The organism is Bartonella sp. AP150HLJHH (assembly GCF_042196385.1).
Taxonomy (GTDB): domain Bacteria; phylum Pseudomonadota; class Alphaproteobacteria; order Rhizobiales; family Rhizobiaceae; genus Bartonella.
The window spans coordinates 1-23,459 of sequence record NZ_JBHIQC010000010.1 but is presented as its reverse complement, the minus strand read 5'-3'; the positions used below and the strand labels follow the sequence as shown (position 1 = coordinate 23,459).

Below are 23,459 nucleotides of genomic sequence, written 5' to 3'. Positions count from 1 at the left end.
ATTCGGTTGGATATCTTCCTTTATATAAAAGTTATCAAAACTAAAAGTGGGGAATGCACCAAAGAGGTTTTCTAAAAATATTGAAAGGAAATATGTATGAAAAAACATCATCCACATCCTTCTGCAAATCCAGAAGCCCTCTATGCAAAAATTAATAAACCAACTAGAGGAAACCAGCGCGGACCAACCCCAGAAGAGGAAGTTCTATACGCATCAGTTAGCACCTCTTCCCCTCTTTCAAGAGACAGACATCATGCTCAAAGGAGTGAAGATCCTGAAACCGACTATACAACGGTTGCTTCTCCAAGACATGAAACTGATGTTCTATACGCATCAGTTAGCAGCGTTACCCCTTCTTCAAGAGGTAAACATCAAAGGACAGAAGATCCTGAAACCGACTATACAACGGTTGCTCCGCACCAAAGAGGAAAGCCTTCATCTTCCCTCACAGCTGATCAAATAAGTGTCATGCTTTTAAAAAATCCACACGTCCAAGCACATGCAGAAGAAGTCATACACTGGAGTAAAATTGTTTATGGCGATGATACGATTTTCCAGCAGCACTTGCAAGGAATACTTACAGATCCCACTAAAGGAAAAGACCTTTCAAATCAACTTGCTGAAAATCCTGAATCTATACATAAACTTGCTGGCCGCTCCACACTTGGCTTAAAAAATCAAACACGCAAAGCAGCTGAAGATGGTTTTAGATCGCTCGTTGATGCCGTTGATGGTTATACAAAGGCTGTACAAGACGCAGCAACAAGACTATCGCAAACCCCTCTAGCGGAACAAAGACGCCATCAAGAAAATTCTCAGCAAGTTGAGAGACACCATCATCATCATCGTCATCATCACACAAGAGGACAAGAACACAATAGTCCAGAGCACAGCCCTCAACGACAAAGACACGGAGAAAAAGGAATAGCTTATGCCATGTAAGGGGGCATAAACATAAAAACAGATAGTTTTTGTTTTTCATGTAATCTTTTTTTCAGTGAGTTTCTTGGCGCAAATCATTTTATCGCGATTGCGCCAAGAATTGTTTTAGAATGTTACAAAAAATAGCCCTAAAAATGGCGCCTGTAATTCATGCCGACTATTGATAACTTATTGATAATATTTCACAAAAAAACTGTATAAAAGACACAAATGTCCATTAAGCTGATTGCAAATAGCGCAGATCTTTGGAAGCTCATTCAGCTCGATATTTCTTTTGTCTCAAAGCGATCCAAGCATAAAAGGCAAGAATGCACCAAAGAGGTTTTCTAAAACAATTTTTGAAAGGAAACATGCATGAAAAAAAAACACCCTCATCCTTTTCCATCCTCTTCAATACAAGAACTTATAAAGCTCTATGAACAAGCGGCGGCAGAGGTCTCAGGCGCAGCAGCCCCCCTTCCTAAAGAAACGCCTTCAAAAAGCAAAAGACTGTCATCCATACCGGAAGAAGATGAGGAAAGACAATCTTTTTTAAGCGAAGAAACTGTATATGCATCAACAAATCCAACAGCTTCGTTAACAAGAGGCGGCTCTACCAAAAGACCGCAAGAAGCTGAAACGACACACGCAACAATTCCTTCACAAGTTACCCAGAGGGCAACAAGAGTTATCTCAGAGGAAGAGATCATTCTATTGCTTCCACACCATTCATTGGTTCGAACCTATCAAGAAGAAATCCAACGTTTATCCGCAAGTGCCTATGGTAACCCAAACATTTTGCAAGAACAAATGCAGGAAATTCAAAGAGATCCCGCTGCAGGAGAAGAGCTCTCATGGCGCATGGCAGCCTATCCTGAAAGTATCGCTAAACTTTCCGGTACCAGCGCGCTGGGCTTCAAAAGTCGAGCACGTAGACAAGCGGAAGAGAGTTATTCCGCTCTCAGTGTCACTGTTGATTGTTATACAGAAGCTGTAAAACAGGCAAGAGAGAGCCTCTTACAATCTCCAGAGCAAGAACTCAAAAACTATGAACGCTTCATGGGGAAGGAAGCCGTCGCTAAACTTCTGCAAAAACCAGATCATCGCGAAAAAGAAACGCTTTCAGAGACAGAAATTTCTACCAAAATTCACCAACATTCAAAAGTCAGAAGACACCATGCCCAAATCAAATATTGGTGCACTGTTGTTTTTGGGAACGCAAACATTTTGCAATCACAAACAGAAGAGCTTTTCCAAAACCCTGAAACAATAGAACAGCTGGCACAGCAACTTGCCGGAAATCCTCAGTCTTTTAACAAATACACTGGTCGTAACTTTTGTGGCTTTAAAAATAAAGCACGCAGACATGCTGAAGCGGGTCTTTCTCACCTCATTGACGCCGCTGACAATTATGCAACAGCTGTAACACAAGTAAGAGAGAGCCTTTCAAAAACTCAGCAGGCAAAACAAGAACACAATGAAGCATCTTCTGACAGAACGCAAAATTTGCATCAACAACAAAGCGTCTCACAGACTGCTCAACGCCCTGAGCCTTCAATAGTAACGCATGAAGGAGCAACACCCTCTACGCAACAAAGAGAAACAGATATTCGTCCTCGCAAAACTGCCGCCCCAAAAGCGATGGCTTTTGCCAGCTAAACAGACATAAGTTTTCACGTTGAATCTAACGTCTTGGCGCAACACAGGAAAGAGGTGTTTGCGCCAAGAAAGAGAGAAAAATTGAAACAAAATTTATTTTTCCGTCCCTTAACCCAAACACTGGAGAAAACAATCTTTAGAGAGTGATCATGATCTGCACTAAGAGAGTCAAATCGTGCGAGACCATTCAGTTTCATATCCTCTCTCATAAAAGCAAATGAAAAAGCATAAAACAGAATAAAAACCAACGTACATTTTTAAATAGTATTTAAAAACAATATTGGAAGAGTTTGAAAGGAACATGCATGAAAAAAAGAAATCCCTCCCCTTTTATCACCGAAATGATGGAAAAATTTCAACAACCGGCTGAACAATCCCCCACCAGAACCCCTCCTTCCCAAGTTTCTCAAAGTTTGCCAAAACCAACTGTACAAAAACGCCCAGAAAATTTATCACACTACCCAAAAGTTGCTCCACCACCACCCCCTCGTATGAAAAGCCCAATGCAAACCAGCACAATGCCTCCTAACGCCAAAAACCAAGAGACGCCTCCCCCACAAAAAAAAGCAGCTCCACCAAAACCTCCGCGTGTAAAAGAGAGACAACAACATAAACAAACAGTTCAAGAGTCCCCCTCCCTACAGACAAAAGTGGCTCCACCCCCTCCTCCACGCATGAGAGAAAAAACACAAGCCGACGCAAAAATCCAAAAGCATGAAACCCAAGAAAGCCCCTCCACGCGCATAAAAATGGCCCCACAAAGACCACCGCGTGCAAAAGATAGAGAACAAAACAAACCAACTGCTCAAGAATCCCCTTCTCTACAGACAAAAGTGGCTCCGCCCCTTCCCCCACGCATGAGAGAAAGAGCACAAATCGGCACAAAAATCACCAGCTCACAAATCCAAGAACATTCCTCTCCGCACACAAAAGCAGCTCCACAAAGACCTCCACGCGCAAAAGATAAGCAACAAAACAAAACAACAGCTCAAGAGGGAGAACATCTCTATGCAACGCCTGCTCCGCAAACACCCCCACGCATGAGAGACAGAGTGCAAAACGGCACAAAAATCCAAAATCCTGAAACACACGAACCAAGTGTTAGACCCAAAACACCATCACATATGAAAGTCAGGCAGCAAAGCAGTTCATCATCACAAGACAGTGGAACATATGCCATCCCGCCTTCAAGAAAATCGCACCGTATGGAAAACAGAAAACAAAGCGATACTGTCGTCCAAAAGCCTGCCTCTCCACACACAGCAATTGAACAACCAAAACCGTCTCACGAACAAAAACCATCTATTAATACAATGGAAAGAGAGCTATTGCTCGTAGCATATCAAGAAGAGATACGATTTTTGTGCAAAAAGGTTTATGGCGACCGACTTATTTTAGAAGAAAAAATTGCAGAAATTAAAGAAAACCCTGATATGGGAGAACAACTCTTATGGGATGTTACAGAACAGCCTAAGTCTATTTCTAAGCTTGCTGGTAGAAAAGTTCTTGGCATAAAAAATCATGCGCGCAAACAAGCTGAAGAAGCCCTTCCCACCCTATGTGCTGCCATTAACGGTTATGTGTATACTTCAAAATATACAAAAAGTGAAAATATTTTACAAGGTTCTCACACGGAACAACAACATCAGCGACAAGCACAAGAGGAAGAGCTAACAAATCAACATTTACAAAATCCGCTCAATTCAGAAAAGAAAATAAAGCCTCTCTCAAATGAGGAAATTGCCCGCAGAGTTCAAAAAGATCCATCGGTTCAATATGGTCAAAGAGAGATCCAATATTGGTGCCAAATTGTTTATAAGGATCCATTTATTTTGCAATATAGACTAGAAGATATGCACAAAATTCCAGAGATGGGAGAAGAGCTTGTATTTCAAATTGAAAAGGATTCTACATCTTTTGCTCCACTTGCTGGTAGAAAAAACCTTGGCGTAAAAAACGGAGCACGCAAAGCTGCTGAAGAAAATCTTCCTACCCTTTGTACCGCCATTAAGGATTATGCTGATACGATAAAACAGTTAAGAGAAACCATTGTGCAAAACCATCAGGAAGAACAACAAAAACGTCATCAACCACTTACCGATCTCGATAAAAAATTACAAAAGCAGCAAAGCTTATCGCAGCCCCCGAAGCTGCCTGAACGCTCAACAGCAAAGCGGCATCAAGAAGTTGCAGCAACTTCTAGACAAGAAGACCAGCCGCATGTTCGACCGCGCAGAGCCGAAACATCAAAAGCAATGGCTTTGTCGTGATAAATCTCCTAATTGTTGGCTTTTTATCCAAAACTTTGGTGCAATTATCTTGCCAAGATTGCACCAAAGACGGTGTATGAAATACAGAAATTTTTGAATAAGACACCCCATTATTTTACAGAATTCATTGATAAAATTTCACGATAATACTTCAAAATTATAAACTTTAACTTTGTTCCATGCGAATAAGATCAATTTTTTCAATCATTCAAATAGGCATTCTTCTTTGAAGAAAACGCTATGAAAATAATATAAGGCAAAAAATGTAAACAAAGAAGATTTCAAAAATAATGTTACCATTTGAAAGGAAATATGCATGAAAGAAAACACAGAACATTGTGCCTCCTCTACACAGGAAGAATTGCAAGAACAACACTCTGTAATTAATGCAGCCATTTCAAAGCAAATCAATGAAGAAGCGCAAAATTTTTTCTACCCCAATAGCAAGGTGCTTAAAAATAAATACCGCATCAAAGATAAAGAAATATTAAAAGAATGCTGTTCTAATGATGTAAAAAAAGAAATGATAAAACTGCACCAAGAACCTCTACCAGAGCAGTTTAATGCCTCTTATCTAAAATACCTTCATCAACGCCTCTTTTCCCATGCATTTGAATGGGCCGGACAAACACGCGAAAAGCCTTTTACATTTGAAGATGGCACTGTTGCTTCTATGCCCATTTTGAAAAGAAAAGAATTTACAAAAACTTTTGCGATTGGCAGAAAAATACAGGAGGGACTAGAAAAGTTAGATAAAACGCTTGCTGAAAAGAATAATTTACAAGGCTTAACGCGCGAAGAATTCGTTGAACAAGCAGCTAGTATAATGATAGATTTGCACCACTTGCATCCTTTCAGAGAGGGCAATAGGCGCACAAAGAGACTGTTTGTTGAAAAACTCTCTCAAGCAGCAGGACATGAGCTAGACTTTTCTCTTGTGAGCAAAAAACGTAAAGACTTTGTCCGCGCCGCTGCCATGGAACATGGCAACCCAGAGCCTATGAAGCATCTGCTTGAAGATATCTCAAATCCAGAAAAATTGCTCCTCTTACGAGAATTCACCAACTCTATGAGAGAGCTTGGATTGGATGAAAAAAATTATCATCTCGCTGTCGTTGCAAAAGAAGGAGAAACCTATCATGGTACCTATAGAGGCAGTGGACCCAATGGCTTCATGCTTGATGCCAACGGGATTTTCATCTTGGGAAATAAAAAAGATCTCACCCCAGAGCAAATACAGACATTAAAAATCGGTGATGCCCTCTCCTTTACAGCACAAAAAGTTCAAAACCCAGAAAAAACCCAGCAAAAAACATTGCTTCCAGAAGAAAAAGAAGAAAAAAGAGCCACTCTTAAAAACGATGAAATAACTGAAAAGAGCAAAGACAACGCATCCATTCAAACAAAGAAAAAAGAACAAGCCCATTTTTCACCGTGTATTGCCCCTCATGCTTTACATGACAGCGTTAAAGTTATGCCCCAAAGTTTGCAAGAACAAGAAAAAGAACAAATGGCACAACCAATTGCTCAATCGGCTTCCGCTATGAGGCAAATGCAAAAAGATTTTCAAAAAAACATTTTACAGAGCAGTAATACAGCGACAAATAATCCAATATCTGTCAAAATGACAAAGGAAACACGCTCTGATCATCAAGAAAGAACAAAACAGCCCCCAAAAAAAGCAATGGCATACTGGGATACTGGTACAAGAAAAACGGACACCGTCCCTCTCACCTTACAGGAGAAATTATCATCACCGCCTGAAACCGAAGAAAATAAGACAATACATCGTAATTTCTTTTATCCCAATAGTATCACCTTAAAGAATAAATATGGAATAAAAGACTATGGAAAATTAAAAGTGCAATGTGCCCATGATACAACAAAAGCAATCATTCATCTGCGCCAAGAAGCGCCACCACAAAAACTAACCTCCACATATCTCCAATATATTCATCACACCCTATTTAAAAATACTTTTGAATGGGCCGGACAAACACGCGAAAAACCATTTACATTTGAAGATGGTACCGTTGCTTATATGCCAATGATGAAAAAAGCTGGTATTTCTTTTGCCTCAGCAAAACAGATACAGGAGGGTCTAGACAATTTAGATAAAACACTTGCTGAAACGAATAGTTTAAAAGGCTTAACCCGCGAAACATTTATTGAACATGTCACTGAAATGTTGATACAACTCAACTATACGCATCCTTTCAGAGAAGGTAATGGACGCACACAACGAATGTTTTTTGAAAAACTTGGGCAAGTTGCTGGCCACACACTCGACTTTTCTCTTGTAACAGAAAAACGCATGAATCTTGCCAGCATTGCATCGCTAAAACATAAAGATAAAGAAGAAATGAAACATCTGCTTGAGGATATCTCAAATCCAGAAAAAATACTTATTTTAAAAGAATTCATGGACAGTATGAAACATATCGGGCTTGAGAGTATTCATCATCATCTTATTATAACAGCAAAAGAAGGTCATACCTATAAAGGCTTTTACAGAGGCAGTGGACCCAATGGCTTTATGCTTGATGCTAACGGAACTTTCATCTTGGGAAATAAAAAAGATCTCACCCCAGAGCAAATACAGACATTAAAAATCGGTGACGCCCTCTCCTTTACAGCACCAAAAATTCAAAACCAGCAAGAAGTGCTTATCCCCGCACAAACAATAGCCCCCCTTACCAACAATGAAATTGCCACAAGGATAAAAAACAACGTTTCCATTCAAGCAAGAAGAAAAGAAATAGAAACTTTGTGCCAAATCATTTATGGCAATCGTCATATTTTGCGGGAAAGAATTGAGATGATCCATGAAAATCATACTGAAGGAGAACAACTCACCTATCAAATTACCACCTCTCCCCAATCGATTTCTAAGCTTTCTGGTAGCAATGTATTTGGCATAAAAAACAACGCGCGCGCCCATGCTGAAGAAAATATTTTGCCCCTCTGTAGAGCCATTGATCGTTATATCAATATTTCTAAACAAACAGAAAGAGACATTCTCCATACCCATCATGTAAAACAAAGGCGGTGTGAACAGTCGGTAGAAATGCCTAAGGCTTGGATGAAAAATCTCCTTTCCTTGTCAAAAGCACAACAGCAAGAAATGTTATCAAACTCTCCTGAATTAAGGGGGGAGATAAGGACTTATATCAAAAAAATCAATGAGCGCTTATCTTCAAACGAGCATGAAGTTATAAAAGAAAATAATCCTGAAAGACTTGCGAAGAGTCTTGGCACATCAACCATTAAAGCAAAAGAGATTATGGAAATAATCAAGCAGATAAAAGAGATAGAACCGCATATACAACCCATGTATTTTTATAACCATAAATTCGATGAGCGCTTCGCACCAAACCAGTATCAATCTATCCAGCATCAATCTATAAAGAAAAACAATGAAAAAAAATGTTCCAACACCCTTGATAAAGAAGCAATTAAAGTGCAAAAAATGACAGAAAACGTCAATCAGAGTCCCAAAAGACAAGAAAATATTCAACCTCACAAAACGGCGCACGCAAAAGCAATGACAATGAATGTCTAAAAGGTTCATAAACTTTAACTTTTTCGCCCCCTCTGGTAAAAATGATAGCCTTTATCCCCTTGCCTTCATCGGCAAATCAATTGCACCTCAACGAGAATGGAAACCATGAGAGAGTAATTTTATCTTATTTCCTCAGATTTTATCCTCATCAACTGTGAAAAGAAACCTGAACAGCAAAAATGCTGTTGAAAGATCATATCTTCCTATCCTCTTGTTTATGTAATCTCTAAAACGGGAGGGCAGACAAATTTTGGGAGAACATAAAGCCGTAAAAGTGAAAAGTAATCACCAGTTTTACCATCACCTTTTAGCTTAGCCTTACGACTTTTTAAAACATCTAAAGCGCTGTTTTTTTTTAAATAATGAATAAATAATGGAAATTACGTATTGCTCCACGCTTTTATTTTATTTGCATTCTTTTAATAGGGGCACACCCCTCACATAAAACAGAACGGCATTGGGTTGCACTATTCACGACATCACACCATAAAGAGAAATTATCATTATATATCCCTACATGTCTCTTCAAACTGTTATGATATCACTCCCATATTTCAGTTTGAAAAAGAAATTTTAATTATTTTATGGCAACAATAAAAATTTTAATGCAACAGTAAACAAGGAGCATAAAAAAGTCTTCAAGCACCATTGTTGACAGAAAGATAAACACCGTCGTAAAACGCTTTCAAAAAGTATCCTTGATTAGGATAGAGATCAGATTTTTACGATTTAAAACGCTTTATTTCTCCTGTCATCGCTTCTCTTTTACAACAAAGTTGATATATCTTTATGACATTGATTAAAAAAATTGCAACAGTTGCTTCCGGAACCCTCATGAGCCGTATTTTTGGCTTCGTACGCGAAATGTTGATGGCCGCAGCCCTAGGGACTGGTCCTGTTTCTGATGCGTTTAATGCTGCTTTCCGTTTTCCCAACACATTCCGCCGTTTTTTTGCTGAAGGTGCCTTTAATGCTGCTTTCATTCCTCTTTTTGCCAAAAAAATCACTGAAGATGGTCACGAAACGGCATGCAAGTTTGCAGAAGAGGTGTTTGGCGTTCTCTTTTCACTGCTCTTACTGTTAACGATTGCGATGGAACTCAGTATGCCTTTTTTGGTACGAACCATTATTGCTCCAGGTTTTACCGAAGATGCAACAAAGCTTAACGCCACAATTCATTTTACGGCGATCATGTTTCCCTATTTAACCTGCATGTCGCTTGCTGCCATGATGGGGGGCATGCTTAATGCGCTGCGACGCTATTTTATTGCCGCCATTGCCCCACTCTTTTTAAACATTATTCTGATTGGTGTGCTTGCCTATGCTTGGATCTATAAACTTGACGCTTGGCATATCGGTTTAAATCTCTCTTGGGGTGTATTGGCAGCAGGTCTTATTCAACTCACCTTAATTGCCCTTGCTTTGCGTCAAAGTGGCATGAAAATTTCCTTCCGCCAGCCCCATTTAAGTCCTAATGTTCGTAAGCTATTAACTTTAGCATTCCCCGCAGCCATTACGGGTGGCATCACGCAAATTAATTTGCTTATTAATACCAATATTGCTTCTAGTCAATCTGGTGCTGTCTCTTCTTTGATGTATGCTGATCGTCTTTATCAATTGCCTTTAGGCGTAATCGCCATTGCCGTTGCAACCGTTCTTTTACCAGAATTAACACGCGCTTTGCGAAGTAAAAAGCATGAAGAAACCCACCATTTACAAAACCGCTCTATTGAATTAACGCTATTTTTAACACTTCCAGCATCCATCGCTTTTTTGCTGCTCTCCACTCCCATAGTCAGTTTGCTCTTTGAGCGAGGACAATTTACCAGTCAATCAACACACCATGTTGCACAATTACTAGAGCTTTATGGACTAGGACTTCCAGCTTTTGTTCTTATTAAGGTCTTTATTCCTAATTTTTTTGCCCATGAAGATACCAAAACACCGATGATTTTTACAGGTATTTGCGTTTTTATCAATATCGGTCTCGCCTTAACATTATTTCCTATTCTATCTGCACGAGGCATTGTTATTGCTGAAATTACCTCTGGATGGGTCAACACACTGTTGCTTTGGGGGGTCCTTATCAAACGCGGTTATTGGAAATACGACTTCCAACTGATAAAGCGAATATTATGTCTCATGATGGCAACTCTTTTGAGTGCACTAGCCCTCTATTACGGATTGAATGTGCTTGGTTTTTTGTCTTTTCCTTTATCCTCACAAGCATCCTTTTTCTTGCGCGCGATCACCTTAGTAGGGATTATGCTCGGCATATTCTTGATCTATTTTAGTGCCTATTTTTTATTCAACACCCGTTCCTTTTTTCACACGCTTAAAAATTTGAAAAAACGCTCATAATATCTATACTTTGTCAAAAACAATAAAATGAATAACCTTAATTGAAGAAAGAGCACTCCTATGGATACCTTCACACCACTTGTCTTTTCCGGCGTACAACCGAGTGGTCACTTACATCTTGGCAATTATCTTGGAGCCATTCAGCATTGGGTTGAACTACAAAACTTTCATCACTGTCTCTATTGTGTTGTGGATATGCATGCGCTCACCGTCAACCCAGATCCCCTTACTTTACGCGAATCCACCAGAACAGTGACAGCAGCCTTTTTAGCCGCCGGTATTGATCCTCAAAAACATATTATTTTTAATCAATCACGTGTTTTTCAACATGCTGAACTCGCCTGGATTTTAAATTGTGTTGCCCGCATTGGCTGGCTTCAACGCATGACACAATTTAAAGATAAAGCGGGAAAAGATCGTGAAAAAGCATCCCTCGGGCTTTTTGCCTATCCCACTTTGATGGCTGCTGATATTTTAGTCTATCGTGCAACGCATGTTCCAGTGGGTGAAGATCAAAAACAGCATGTTGAACTCACACGCGATATTGCACAAAAATTTAACAACGACTATGCACAGCGTATTGCCGAATTAAATTTTGGCGTCTCTATGCAAACGGATGAAGAAAAAAGACAAGGCTTTTTTCCCCTCCCAGAGGCGCTTATTGGAACAACAGCCACACGCGTTATGTCTTTGCGCGATGGGACGAAAAAAATGTCAAAATCAGATCCTTCAGATTTTTCACGCATTAATTTGACCGATGACGCTGATCTTATCGCAAAAAAAATACGCAAAGCCAAAACGGATTCGGCTCCACTTCCCGATACCCTTGCCGCTTTAAAAGAACGACCAGAAGTAGATAACCTGCTTGGTATTTATGCCGCCTTTGCCAAAGTTAGCAAAGAAAAGATTCTTTTAGAATTTTCTGGTCAACAATTTTCGCATTTTAAAACAGCTCTAGCCGACCTTGCCGTCCATAAGCTTGCCCCTATAACAGAGGAGTTACGTCGCCTTCATCAAGAAAATGATTATATCGACTCTGTTTTGCATGATGGCGCTAAACGTGCTAGTATGCTCGCAGAAGAAAATATGAAAAAAATTCGTGAAATTGTTGGATTTTTGCAAGATACATAAAAATAATAAAACTAAAAACTGTAGAGAGCAAAAAAATCGTTTGTACAAAATAGAGAAAGTGCATGATTTCAAAACCCCAAAATCCGAAAAAAGAACCAAAGAAAAAAAACTTAGTTATTATCGATGAAACACCAGAGTGTCGGCGTGCCGTTGCGTTTGCCGCACAGCATGCCCAAAATACTAGTAGAACATTGGTATTACTTTGTGTCGTTGATAGTGTAGAATTTCAACATTTTCTGGGTGTAAACAACGTTATGCGTACAGAATCAAAGCAAAGTGCTCATAAAATATTAGGAGACATTGCCAGTGAAGTCCGCACCACCCATGCGCTTGAAACAGAAATAGTAGTGCGTGAAGGAAAAAAAATTGATGAGATTTCTAAACTGATCGACGAAGATAAAAGGATTGCACTGATTGTTTTAGCAGCCAGTGGACATACAGAAGGGCCAGGACCCCTTGTTCAATTAATCGGGAATAAAGGAACAGCTTTTTCAATCCCTGTCATTGTTATTCCTAGCAATCTTGCCGATGAAGATATTAGATCTATTGCCTAAAAAATATAATATTCTACAATGTAAGATCTTCCCAATCCTTCATTATAAAAGGAGAATTTATGTTTATTCAAACTGAAACCACCCCAAACCCTGCAACACTTAAATTCTTGCCAGGACGCGTGGTTCTTTCTGAGGGAGTATTAGAATTTCGTGACCGTGAAGAAGCAGCTAAAAACTCACCTTTAGCGGCTAAACTATTTAATATTCCCAATATCAATGGTGTTTTTTTAGGCTATGATTTTATCACCGTAAGCAAAAAAGAAGGAGAATGGCAACATCTCAAGCCCGTCATTTTAGGCACAATCATGGAACATTTTCTATCCAATGAGCCAGTGATCACCACCAACGCTACAACACAAGCACAAACCCATGCCCTTAACGAAGAATTTTATGACGAAAAAGATGCTGATATTGTCTTAACCATTAAAGAGCTCCTTGAAACACGTATCCGCCCCGCAGTTGCCAACGATGGTGGAGACATTACTTTTCGCGGATTTGAAAATGGTATTGTTTATCTCAATATGCGCGGCTCCTGCGCTGGATGTCCCTCTTCAACAGCAACACTCAAACATGGTATTGAAAATCTTTTACGTCATTTTATCCCTGAAGTTTTAGGCGTTGAAGCCATGCCACAATAAATATTGACCTCAATAGGTAAAATAACCACACCGATTGCCCCTCTTCAACAGTGCTCAAACATGGAATGTAAAGATCTTACGTCATTTTATTCCTGAAATTCTCGAAGTAAGCCATGCAGTCATAAAAATAGAGTACTGTTACAAAAATCTGTCCAATAATGATACCTTCACTCACCTTTCACCTCCACATATGCCTTAAAAAGATTTCAAAGCCCCCTTTAAGAAGCATAAGTTATTCCAACAAACCAATCGTACACAGAAGTACAATGCATGGGTGTGCACTTTAAATTTATTTTATCTCATAATCTTGTCATGCAATTTTAACGAGGAAAACACGACCTCGTTAAAAAAAGAAAACCCAAAAAAGAAAACATTGTACGATAGAGTGCTCATTTGCTCTATCTTTCTCAGTGCTTCCAACGACAAATCACGCAAAATACTTCTTGTAGCAAGCCGGCACCATCATCATATCTGCCAGCCCCTAATGATGCGACAGCTCTTTCATTAAGACGATTCATAAGAGTCATTTTTAATCCTTTCTTTCCTCATTTTTACCCACACGCCAGCCCCGCGTGTGGTGTGCAAGCAAGTGATTTTAATTGATTCAACATGGAACAGATTTGAAATAAGAGAATCCTACGTTATTCGGGGTTCTAATTCAATATGAATAACGCTAATTTATTATTATAAATCAATATGTTGTTTCAGCCACTCGACAAAGATCACATTTTGCAACTTGCAATGAGAATTCTGACATTCTTCTTATTTCAATTATGTTTTTATTGCATCAATCAAAATCGTCCGCTTACACAGCACAAACTGGATAATAACAAAAACTATTTTTAATAGCTCTTATGTACACTTTTATAAGAGACTGTTGCAGCACTAAGAGCTGAAAAATGAATGACAGTACGACCTTATCAAGGTCATAGCATCCTTTTTCCATTCTTAAAATCAAGAATTTCGTCTATCATTTTCAATCTCATTTCCATAAATATGACGCAAAAGGTGTAACTACCCATAAAAAATAAATACATTGAAGCCAGATCTATTATGGTTGTTTGAGAAATTATCTGATAAAAAAATGAGAATATTTTTTCAATTCAGCAGAAATAAGTTTGTCTACTTTACGGCGTTGTTTTTCTCATAAAGCGCACACTTTTATTGTTGCTTATGAGTCAACATCCAGTCCCCTCATAACCCCATATTAAAAGAAAAGAAAGAGTCGCTATTTCTCTGCGATACATGGCTTTGCAATAAAGGAAAACATATTGCTCCTATCTGATTGGTGTAATCTATGAAACAAGAAAAGAAGCCCATTGGAGAAAAATATGCCCAATTAGAGAAGAATGTAAAAATAGAAAACCAACGAAATGCAAAAACAATTGCAAGAAGATAAATGCCTAAACTTTTTTCACAAACTCCGACTTTAAACTCATCTGACCGATCCCAGGAATTTTGCAATCGATATTATGATCCCCATCCACCAAGCGAATATTCTTTACCTTCGTCCCCCCTTTTAAAACAGATGAAGCGCCTTTTACTTTCAGATCTTTTATCACTATAATGGTATCTCCGTTTGTTAAAATCTGACCATTGGCATCATAAACAGTATTGGCAAGAACCGTATCATCGTTTTTTTGTGGCCATTCATGTGCGCATTCAGGACACACAAAATTTTCACCATCTTCATAAGTATAAAGACAATCACAACGAGGACATTTGGGATATTGGGTCATAAATTCCCCTTTTTTAGAAAAAACATTCATTATGACTGGTCATAAAGCAAGAAGTGCTTATTGTCCATTATTTTAGAAAAATGTTTCCCTTTGTTTCAATCCTCATCTGCCAACTGTGTTCATGAATACTATCATCACATACTATACACAAGTTTATAAAAATGATTGATCATTATACAACTCAAATAAGCCCCCCGCATATCATAAAATTTACGCACTTCATTCTCTCTAATAAATTAATCAAAATCATTTTCTTATACATCACCAATGCAATTAACGAATGGATAACAAAACAATTAGAAAAGGAACATCTCTGAATAAAACGTTCTCAGAGAGCTAAAAACTATTGCAGCATTGAGAAACAAGAAAATGATGTCCCCAACTTAACCTTTTATTTAAGTAAAGATAACAGTCATAATGTTAGAGAACAGACTGATTTATGATCATAGTTAATGGTTTTGTATATTGAATGAGAGCCGATAAATAAGCTGAGATTCTCTCAACCCCTTTTACATTGAAACAACCAAAGCCTTTTGTTTGCATGTTACAAGTAGGAAAATCCGTGTAACACGATTATCCAAAATACTAAACACTCTCAAATATAAGAGCCAACATTGAAAGCGGGCAAAGTGAATGATGGTGCCGTCTTACTCTCTCATAAGCGTAAAAATGATGCTGCTCAATGGATGGCCGGTTATACCTTTCAAAGCAACACGCATAAGATGCGTTTTTAGCGTCTTGAGAGAGAAGCTTCTTTAAAACAAACATATGAAATGTGCAACAATGATCGTATGTTGTTTTGCATGAGAAACATTCCCCTATTAAACAAAAATTTCTATCAAGCCATTGAGCAAACCCATTGGACATAAATGCTCCGATTATGCTCGATTATAATTTCCTACAGCATTTAGTTTTAAGAATCCGGCAGTTTGAGGAATCCGATTGATATGTAAGGGAAGAAAAAACAAAGAGAGCTTGAAAATGGAAGATCTCCCTTATGCACATAAAATCACACCCCTAAAATCACACCCATGTGATCAATCATCATACCTTTACAAAAAAACATTCCAATGATCTTAGGTGATAATATCAGGGTGATCTCTCCCCAATGCTTGTTGTATGTTTAACAGTTTTAATGCCACCTGTTGCAAAGGTTTAAGAACATCTTGCGGATTAAAATTGTGTTTGCGCGGATCACTTTCATATTGTTCAAAATAAAGTCGTAAAGTAGCACCTAGCGTCCCTGTTCCCGACAAACGAACCACCAACCGTGCGCCATTCTCGAAAAAAATACGGATACCTTGCTGCGTACTAACGCTCTGATCAACGGGATCACGATACGTAAAATCATCTGCTTTTTTGACGAAAAATCCAGCAATTTCGGTTCCTTCTTGTGGTAAATGCCCACGCAAATGCTCTATAAGTGCCAAGGCTTTGTCTGCTTCGACTTCTTCATAATCATGCCGTAACGTGTAAAAACGCCCATAGGTGAACCAATGCTGTTGAACAATCTGTGCGACAGTTTTTTCTGTTACCGCTAAAAGATTTAACCAAAATAGGACAGCCCATAAACCATCTTTTTCGCGGATGTGATGAGAGCCCGTTCCAAAGCTTTCTTCACCACAAAAGGTTACTTTCCCCGCATCCAAAAGGGTTCCAAAAAACTTCCATCCCGTTGGCGTTTCAAAAAAATTTAATCCGTGTTTTTCCGCAACCAGATCAGCAGCACGCCCCGTTGGCATAGAGCGCGCTATCCCCACAACACCTTTTCGATATCCTTTAATAAGGTGTGCATGTTCAGCCATAATAGCCAAAGAATCCGAAGGCGAGACAAATTGTTGACGACCAATAATGAGGTTACGGTCTCCATCACCATCAGAGGCTGCGCCAAGATCTGGTCCTTGCTCTGACATCAATAAATCATAAAGATCCTTAGCATAAACCAAATTGGGATCTGGATGACCGCCTCCAAAATCTGGCAAAGGAATACCATTAACCACCGTCCCTTCAGAAAATCCTAAGCATTTTTCAAAAATTTCATGGGCATAAGGCCCTGTTACCGCATGCATGGCATCAAACCGTAAAGTAAGACCTCGAGCAACAGCCTTGGCAATACAGTCAAAATCAAAAAGCTCCTGCATCAAAGCAACATAATCAGCGACAGGATTAATAATATCAATCCGCATGGCTCCCATAAAGATCGTACCTTGCCTATCTAAATCAATATCTGGTGCTTCAAGAATTTTATAAAAAGAAAGACGTTGCGATGTTGCAAAAATAGCATCACATAAAGAATTAGGAGCGGGTCCCCCATTGGAAATATTATATTTAATACCACAATCTCCTTCTGGACCACCAGGATTATGGCTTGCAGAAAGAATAAGTCCACCATGGGCATGAGTTTTACGAATAAGATGCGAAACAGCAGGTGTAGAAAGAATACCGCCCCTTCCCATTTTAACACAAGAGACACCATGCGCCGCTGCCATCTTCAACACAATCTGAAGGATAGTACGATTAAAAGTGCGCCCATCCCCCCCCAGAATCAACATTTTTCCTTCAAGAGGTCCAATATTATCAAAAAGAGATTGTATAAAGTTTTCTACATAATGGGGTTGTTGAAAAACAGACACTTTTTTGCGCAAACCAGACGTTCCCGGTTTTTGCCCCTCAAAAGCCGTGGTTAAAACTGTCTTTATGGTCATATCAATACCTTTATATTCTTTCCTATAATTTTAAGGTGAAGAGTATCCAAAGTCGACCATTAATTCTACTTGACGGAAGTGTGAAATATTTGCACACTCGTTAGAAGTAAGAATTTTTAAAGAAGCCCTTTTATTTAAAACGCTTTTTACCATATGTTTTTAAATACAAAGGCTGTTTTAAAACAAAATTTTCGTAAAAGAATACAGGAGCATCATGATGATGAAAAAAACAGTTCCCAATGTAACATTCCACACACGCGTACGCGATGAATCAGTGGCTGGAGACAATCCTTATCGGTGGCAAGAAGTTAACAGCGATGCTTACTTTAAAGGAAAGCGTGTTATTCTTTTTTCTCTTCCTGGAGCTTTTACCCCTACTTGCTCAACCTTTCAGCTGCCTGATTTTGAAAAGCTCTATGATGAATTTAAACAAGCGGGTATTGATGAAATTTATTGCCTTTCCGTCAATGATGCTTTTGTCATGAATGCTTGGGGAAAAGCACAAAATATCAAAAACGTGAAGTTAATTCCCGATGGCTCTGGTGAATTCACACGCAAAATGGGTATGCTGGTTGCAAAAGACAATGTTGGGTTCGGCATGCGATCATGGCGCTATGCAGCTGTTATTAATGATGGTGTGGTTGAACAATGGTTCGAAGAAGCAGGTTTTTCAGATAATTGTGCAACAGATCCTTATGAAGTTTCTTCACCACAACATGTTTTAAAAGCCTTGAAAAGCTAATTCCCCCAATCGTCTATTTAAACAAAATTTTACGACACAAATTTTCTGAGGAGGAAGATTTGTGTCGTTGACTTTTTACAACATCTATTCGTGAAAACAAACACGATAAGTTGATTGTACGCCTTCTGTGAGAAAATATTCCAACAATAATTTTTCAATAAATCTTTCATGTTTTAACGGCTTTGCAAAAGCTTGGAAAATTGCCGATGAAAAATCCCGTTGTAGCGCTAAAAAATCAAAGAGTTAAAAGCTGTTGCACGCTATCAAAAAATGGGGATGCAATTGCCAAATGCGCAAATTCATGCAAAAACTCTCTCGGAAACATCAAGGACTAACGTATTGATGAAATATGCAAGATCAATGCTAAATTTCTCATACTGAGAAAAACTTTGTGTCGAATAATAATTTGATTTATAAAGATAATTTATAATTTTGCATATTGAATGAGAGGAGCCGAATATCATAAGATTGTTTTATTTTATCCCTTCTTATATTGAATCCCTTAAAACTATTTTCTTGCTCATTAGCAAGTGGGATTGGCATATGAATAAACGATTAAAAAGAGTAAAAATACCTCTCGTAAACGCTCTAAAATACAAGAGGTATGAACATCAAGACTGCAAAGTTCACAAAAGTATCAAGAAAGAAAATACAGATCAAACATTTGTTTGAAGAGGTGCACACTTCAAATTGACTTATGTCTCATAAAAAGAAGAAAATATGGCATAAAAACTGCTCTGCATAAAGAACCATTCATGGAGAATATTAAATCAAAACAAATCCCGAAAACATTCCAATTCACATACCATAAACAGACTCATTGCTGTTCTCATAGCCATTTATTCTAAGCTTTTATTTTTCTCTAAGAGAAAAACGGTTAAAGGAGTTGTTTATTCGGGTATTCTACCGTAAAGTGTGTTTCTATCTCTTCCTCTTCATCGAACTCAAAATCTTCATCACATTCAGGAAGACCGAAAATATCTGGATTGATGAAATAACAATCTTTTTTTGTTCCCTTCGCTACAATTTTATTTGTTTCTAATTCTTTGATACCTTCTTTAAAACTTTCAAAATTAAGATATTCTGGTTCTTGAATTAAAAGATCGCAAGTCAAAAATTCTTCAAGAATATCATGATCCAATGTTATCTGATCAAACCATAAATCCACATCATCCCCCTCATCTAACATTTTCCCTACCTGCCACAACATCACAAAAAATGCTTTCATACCACTAAATGATAACCCAAAAATCATACGCCGACACGACGAGGCGCCTGAAAAGGTAATTTGCGGAAGATCTTCAAATCCGAAATTTGAAGGAGGAAGTTTAAATGATTTTCCAATATTCTCAGGTCTTTCAAGAATAAAGGGATTTCGTTCATAGAGCAGAGTAAAATCATATTGGACCATTTTCATTTCTCCGTTAAAGAATTGACTTTATGAAAAATGCATATTATCAGTATGTTACCATTATGGCAGCTTACAATTCATCCAAACATGCTCCTGTAAAAAATTGTTCGATTTAAGTCATTCCATTGTTATTTGAAGCTTAAAAAGTCTTTTAGGATAAAACGCTCTAGTTCTCCCTCCTTTTGCAATAAGGCTAAATTTTGTAATGTCCAAGAAGAGAACATCAAAGGATTTTATACTCATAGATGAGAATTCAAAGATGAAGCCAATATGAACTTGTCAATATTTTTATAAACTTTTGGGAAAGCGTTGCGTGAAACCTTTTAATTTTCTCAGAGTTTTTGTTCGTTACAATTTTTTTGCTCATTTTAACGCATTATCATCGCATCCTCAGAAGGGCACGTTTTATAGCAAATAGCGCTTATTTATCTCTTAAAAAATCTCTCTTTTATGCCGCACACACTTCAAAACCGCGCTTTTGAACGCGTGCACCAACACGTATAAACGAGCAAAGCACAAATTTTAAAAATTGAATTTCAAATTTCCAAAATATTTCGAACAATCACTTTGATAAAGACTTTTACCATTATCATTTTTGGGTGGCTAAAATATCCTGTACTGTTTTGACCAATTGATCTTCATCAACCGTCACTTGTGCTGGTCGACTTTCACGCCATGTTTGATTATCCTTAATTTCATGAGACAAACGCGCCCCTTCAATCAAATCTTTAATCTGTATTTTTCCGCTCTCACGTTCTTGTGAGCCTTGGATAACCACACAAGGCGCTTGGCGTCGATCTGCATATTTCATCTGCGCTTTTATCCCCGATGCCCCCAAATAGAGCTCAGCACGAATTCCCGCACCGCGCAACTGCATCACCATTTTTTGATAACCAGCAACCGCCTCTGGCTCTTTATCCATCATCAGCACCACAACCGGCCCTGTTGTCTCCTTCATAGGCAACTTTTCAAGATTTTGCAAAGCAGCGATCAAACGCGAGACCCCGATTGAAAAACCTGTTGCTGGAATGTTTTCACCACGAAAGCGTGCCACCAATCCATCATAGCGCCCACCACCACCAACGGAGCCAAAAACAACTTTCTGCCCATCATCATTGAAAACATCAAAAAGCAACGTAGCCTCAAAAACAGGACCTGTATAATAATCCAGTCCACGCACCACCGATGGATCAATCTTGATACGATTCTGAAAGCCATTTGCGGCAAAAATTGCTTGCATTTCCTCAAGCTCACGAATTCCCTCACGCCCTTGAACATGATCACCAACCACTTCTTTAAGAGCCTCAAGCGTTTCTTCTGCTGTTTCAGCTCCAGCAGCAGTTAAGGTAAGAATACACTCAATCTCTTTATCCTTAAGCTCCGCCCCTTTTGTAAAGTCACCACTTTCATCCAAACGCCCTTTTCCCAAAAGCAAACGCACCCCTTCAGAACCAAATTTATCCAGTTTATCAATTGCTCTTAAGACAGTTAAGCGCTTTTCAACCTGCTCATTTCCCCCCAAACCAATTTTCTCTAAAACGCAATCGAGAATTTTTCTGTTGTTCAGACGAATGGCATATTCATGATGCTGAAACCCTAGTTTTTCCAAACTATCGGCTGCCATCATACAAATTTCGGCATCAGCTGCTACCGTTGGTGTTCCAACAATATCCGCATCAAACTGCATAAATTGCCGAAACCGCCCTGGACCTGGTTTTTCATTGCGAAAAACAAAGCCAAGACGATAACTGCGATAAGGCTTTGGCAAAACTTCAAAATTCTCGGCAAAATAACGAGCAAGAGGCGCGGTAAGATCATAGCGCAAAGACATCCATTGCTCATCATCATCTTGTAGCGAAAAAACGCCCGCATTTGGACGATCTGAATCCGGTAAAAACTTACCCAGCACATCTGTATATTCAAAAATTGGAGTTTCTAGCGCTTCAAAACCGTAAAGTTCATAAACTTCACGAATTTGCGCAATCATTGTTTCAGTTGCATACAACTGTGCACTTGTACGATCAACAAACCCACGGGGTAAACGGGCTTTGGTTTTTTCTTGTTTTGATGACATGTTTTTCTCTAACAACAATATATATTCACCGATAACGTGTGTCTATCTTATAGAAACAAACGCTGCAATAACTTTATCAACTGGAAACTGGTAACAATATGCATAAGCTTTTGCTTTTAAAAGATGCAAACCTTTACCCTTAAGGCAATCTACTGAAAATATTTGCATTTTCAATAGGAACATAGCCCCCCGCTCAACATGAAATGCCCGCTTAACATTCAATGAAAAGACATCTGTGCTTGTTGAAAGAAACCTCAAAGCGACAGTTGATTCTTGATAAATCGGAAGCATCCCCCTCAAAACCCCTCCCTCTCAGAATTCTTCGGATTTATTACAGATGCAAAAATCCTCAAGACATCAGTGTGCTTTGCGCTTGTTCTGCAAAATGATTGATAACATTTTTTAAATCAACAATATTTCGTCCAGCATCTGTAATAGAGCGTGATACAGAGGGAATAACATTCTGCAAAAGTCTTTGTGGAAATTGATTTGCTAGTTGTGTCATTGTTCCACCTTGAGCGCCAATACCCGGAACGAGAAACAGACTATTGTTTAACTGCTCAATTGTATCTTTTGATTCAGATCCTAATGTCGCTCCTATAACCGCACCTATGGGGCCAATATTATGATGGAGAACCGAAGACTGACTATTATAATCACAAATACACTGTGCAAGATGAAGAGAGAGTGTCTGATCACCAATAAGCGCATTTCGTATTTGTTTTCCCTCTGGATTAGAAGACTGAACAACCACAAAAACCCCTGCTCCAGTTTCTTCTGCAACCTTTATCAGAGGAATAAGAGCATCAAAACCCAAAAAAGGATTAACTGTCATGGCATCCACCTTGAACGCACTGCTTGAACCAAGCCAAGCCTTACCATAGGCTTCAGCAGTAGAGCCAATATCCCCCCTTTTTGCATCCGCCAGAACCAATATGCCTTGTTCGTGTGCATTTTCAATCAGTTCTTTGAGAGCTTGAAGACCTTCCACACCATATAATTCAAAAAATGCGACTTGCGGCTTTATAATCCCTACTTTACCAACAACTGCTGTTAAGAGAATATCACAAAAATCTTTTAGACCTTTATAATCAAAGCTTAGTTTCCACGATTGCAAAACTTTATGGCTCGGATCAAAGCCAATACAAAGAGGTCCATAGATTTCACGATTTTTAAAAAAAGTTGAACGAAACATTTTATATCCTAACAAGGTCTCTCTTTAAACTTTTTGATACAATCAAAAAGAAAAGCATTTGTCAAAAGAATACAATAGCGAAAACACAAAGAAAGAGCTCTCTATACAAAATGTGCTTTTATTTATGAAACATAAATATATTCCCATTCGTAACGCTTATCATATGTTTATCAACCAAAACATTGTCATGAGATAAAAATTCAAATTTATGAAAGAATATAAACAAAACAGCATCTATATTATAATGACCTCATAAAGCCCTATAGACATGCCTTGTCGTTTTCACCCCCCTTTTTTTATGATCAACAAAAACTCTCTATGAACGCGCTTTAAACAAAGTTTCAAAAGAAAATGCCCCACCATGATGATCTCGATCTTAACTTTAGATCTTTCCTATTCCTTTTTAGCTGCTCTATATCCCTTTTGGAACATAATTAGCAAAAAGGCATTGTATCTCCAGCATATTCAAGGAGATAAAACATGGAAACTCGCATTCC

Annotated in this window: 15 protein-coding genes and 1 pseudogene; 9 read left to right on the top strand and 7 right to left on the bottom strand. The window is 38.5% G+C overall.

Annotated features, from left to right (window positions below; genetic code table 11):
- Positions 1–96: 96 nt before the first annotated feature.
- The 8 genes from ACFING_RS05620 to ACFING_RS05585 all read left to right on the top strand — a co-directional run bounded on the left by ACFING_RS05620 (position 97) and on the right by ACFING_RS05585 (position 13,096).
- Positions 97–942, top strand: coding sequence for a BID domain-containing T4SS effector (locus ACFING_RS05620; protein WP_375630146.1), 846 nt, complete (start codon positions 97–99; stop codon positions 940–942).
- Positions 943–1,296: 354 nt separating this feature from the next.
- On the top strand, positions 1,297–2,580 hold the full coding sequence (locus ACFING_RS05615) for a BID domain-containing T4SS effector (protein ID WP_375630145.1): 1,284 nt from the start codon (positions 1,297–1,299) through the stop codon (positions 2,578–2,580).
- Positions 2,581–2,885: 305 nt separating this feature from the next.
- Positions 2,886–4,850 carry a BID domain-containing T4SS effector gene (locus ACFING_RS05610; protein WP_375630144.1) on the top strand — a complete coding sequence of 655 codons (1,965 nt, stop codon included), beginning with the start codon at positions 2,886–2,888 and terminating at the stop codon, positions 4,848–4,850.
- 316 nt (positions 4,851–5,166) lie between these two features.
- A complete protein-coding gene (locus ACFING_RS05605; protein WP_375630143.1) occupies positions 5,167–8,412 on the top strand; it encodes a BID domain-containing T4SS effector in 3,246 nt (1,081 codons plus the stop codon).
- A gap of 789 nt (positions 8,413–9,201) precedes the next feature.
- The gene (murJ, locus tag ACFING_RS05600; protein WP_375621521.1) at positions 9,202–10,773 is read left to right on the top strand and encodes a murein biosynthesis integral membrane protein MurJ; all 1,572 of its coding nucleotides are present in this window, start codon (positions 9,202–9,204) and stop codon (positions 10,771–10,773) included.
- 60 nt (positions 10,774–10,833) lie between these two features.
- A complete protein-coding gene (gene trpS / locus ACFING_RS05595; RefSeq protein ID WP_375630142.1) occupies positions 10,834–11,904 on the top strand; it encodes a tryptophan--tRNA ligase in 1,071 nt (356 codons plus the stop codon).
- Between the two features lie 62 nt (positions 11,905–11,966).
- A complete protein-coding gene (locus tag ACFING_RS05590) occupies positions 11,967–12,458 on the top strand; it encodes a universal stress protein (protein WP_375612177.1) in 492 nt (163 codons plus the stop codon).
- Positions 12,459–12,517: 59 nt separating this feature from the next.
- Positions 12,518–13,096 carry a NifU family protein gene (locus ACFING_RS05585; protein ID WP_375612176.1) on the top strand — a complete coding sequence of 193 codons (579 nt, stop codon included), beginning with the start codon at positions 12,518–12,520 and terminating at the stop codon, positions 13,094–13,096.
- Positions 13,097–13,542: 446 nt separating this feature from the next.
- Here ACFING_RS05585 and ACFING_RS05580 read toward each other — a convergent pair.
- From ACFING_RS05580 to ACFING_RS05570, 3 genes and pseudogenes are all read right to left on the bottom strand, one after another.
- Positions 13,543–13,623 (bottom strand): annotated as a pseudogene (locus ACFING_RS05580) (DUF4102 domain-containing protein); the annotation flags it as partial.
- 876 nt (positions 13,624–14,499) lie between these two features.
- A complete protein-coding gene (locus tag ACFING_RS05575) occupies positions 14,500–14,835 on the bottom strand; it encodes a zinc ribbon domain-containing protein YjdM (RefSeq protein WP_375621518.1) in 336 nt (111 codons plus the stop codon).
- A gap of 1,076 nt (positions 14,836–15,911) precedes the next feature.
- Positions 15,912–17,540: an alpha-D-glucose phosphate-specific phosphoglucomutase gene (locus ACFING_RS05570; protein ID WP_375630141.1), complete on the bottom strand. Its 1,629-nt coding sequence runs from the start codon at positions 17,538–17,540 to the stop codon at positions 15,912–15,914.
- 217 nt (positions 17,541–17,757) lie between these two features.
- Here ACFING_RS05570 and ACFING_RS05565 point away from each other — a divergent pair, with 217 nt between their 5' ends.
- Entirely contained in the window at positions 17,758–18,282 is a 525-nt protein-coding gene (locus ACFING_RS05565) for a peroxiredoxin (RefSeq protein WP_375613588.1), read from the top strand.
- 877 nt (positions 18,283–19,159) lie between these two features.
- On the opposite strand, the gene ACFING_RS05560 is transcribed toward ACFING_RS05565, so the two are convergent.
- From ACFING_RS05560 to pyrF, 4 genes are all read right to left on the bottom strand, one after another.
- A complete protein-coding gene (locus ACFING_RS05560; RefSeq protein ID WP_375621516.1) occupies positions 19,160–19,693 on the bottom strand; it encodes a replication protein in 534 nt (177 codons plus the stop codon).
- Between the two features lie 589 nt (positions 19,694–20,282).
- Positions 20,283–21,767: a histidine--tRNA ligase gene (hisS, locus tag ACFING_RS05555; protein WP_375630140.1), complete on the bottom strand. Its 1,485-nt coding sequence runs from the start codon at positions 21,765–21,767 to the stop codon at positions 20,283–20,285.
- Positions 21,768–21,809: 42 nt separating this feature from the next.
- Positions 21,810–22,067 (bottom strand): hypothetical protein, encoded by a 258-nt coding sequence (locus ACFING_RS05550; protein ID WP_375630139.1) that lies wholly within the window; start codon positions 22,065–22,067, stop codon positions 21,810–21,812.
- A 49-nt stretch (positions 22,068–22,116) separates the two neighbouring features.
- Entirely contained in the window at positions 22,117–22,962 is an 846-nt protein-coding gene (gene pyrF / locus ACFING_RS05545) for an orotidine-5'-phosphate decarboxylase (protein ID WP_375630138.1), read from the bottom strand.
- Positions 22,963–23,459 lie beyond the last annotated feature (497 nt).